The sequence below is a fragment of the Psychroserpens mesophilus genome (assembly GCF_050617655.1).
GTDB classification, from domain to species: domain Bacteria; phylum Bacteroidota; class Bacteroidia; order Flavobacteriales; family Flavobacteriaceae; genus Psychroserpens; species Psychroserpens mesophilus_A.
In genome coordinates, this window is the sequence record NZ_JBODQC010000109.1 from 1 (window position 1) to 309 (window position 309).

Annotated in this window: 1 pseudogene; it reads right to left on the bottom strand. The window is 64.1% G+C overall.

What is annotated here, in order from left to right:
* Positions 1–309: pseudogene (locus ACRHNM_RS16540) on the bottom strand (Gfo/Idh/MocA family protein); the annotation flags it as partial.

Consider the following 309-nt stretch of genomic DNA (forward strand, 5'->3'; position numbering starts at 1 on the left):
GGGTTCGGAGTTTAACGGTTTTTCCCGCCTCCGCGCTCCGGCGCGCCGCATCGAGGATTTCCATGTCGATCAGGGTGTTCTCCAGGGAGGAGAGGGCCATCGGGTCGGGATGGATGTTGCCCCGCACGACGGCGGTGAAATACAGGAAGGGGTCGTTCAGGGGGGCGGGCCGCTCTTCCAGGCGGAGGGATTCTTCCCGGAACCCGTCATAGCCCTCCGCTATCCGCACCCGGAAATGGTGGCGGTTATCCGCAAACACCGACCCGGTTAACCCGTGGATCACCAGGTCCTCGCGCCCTAGGGAGCCAA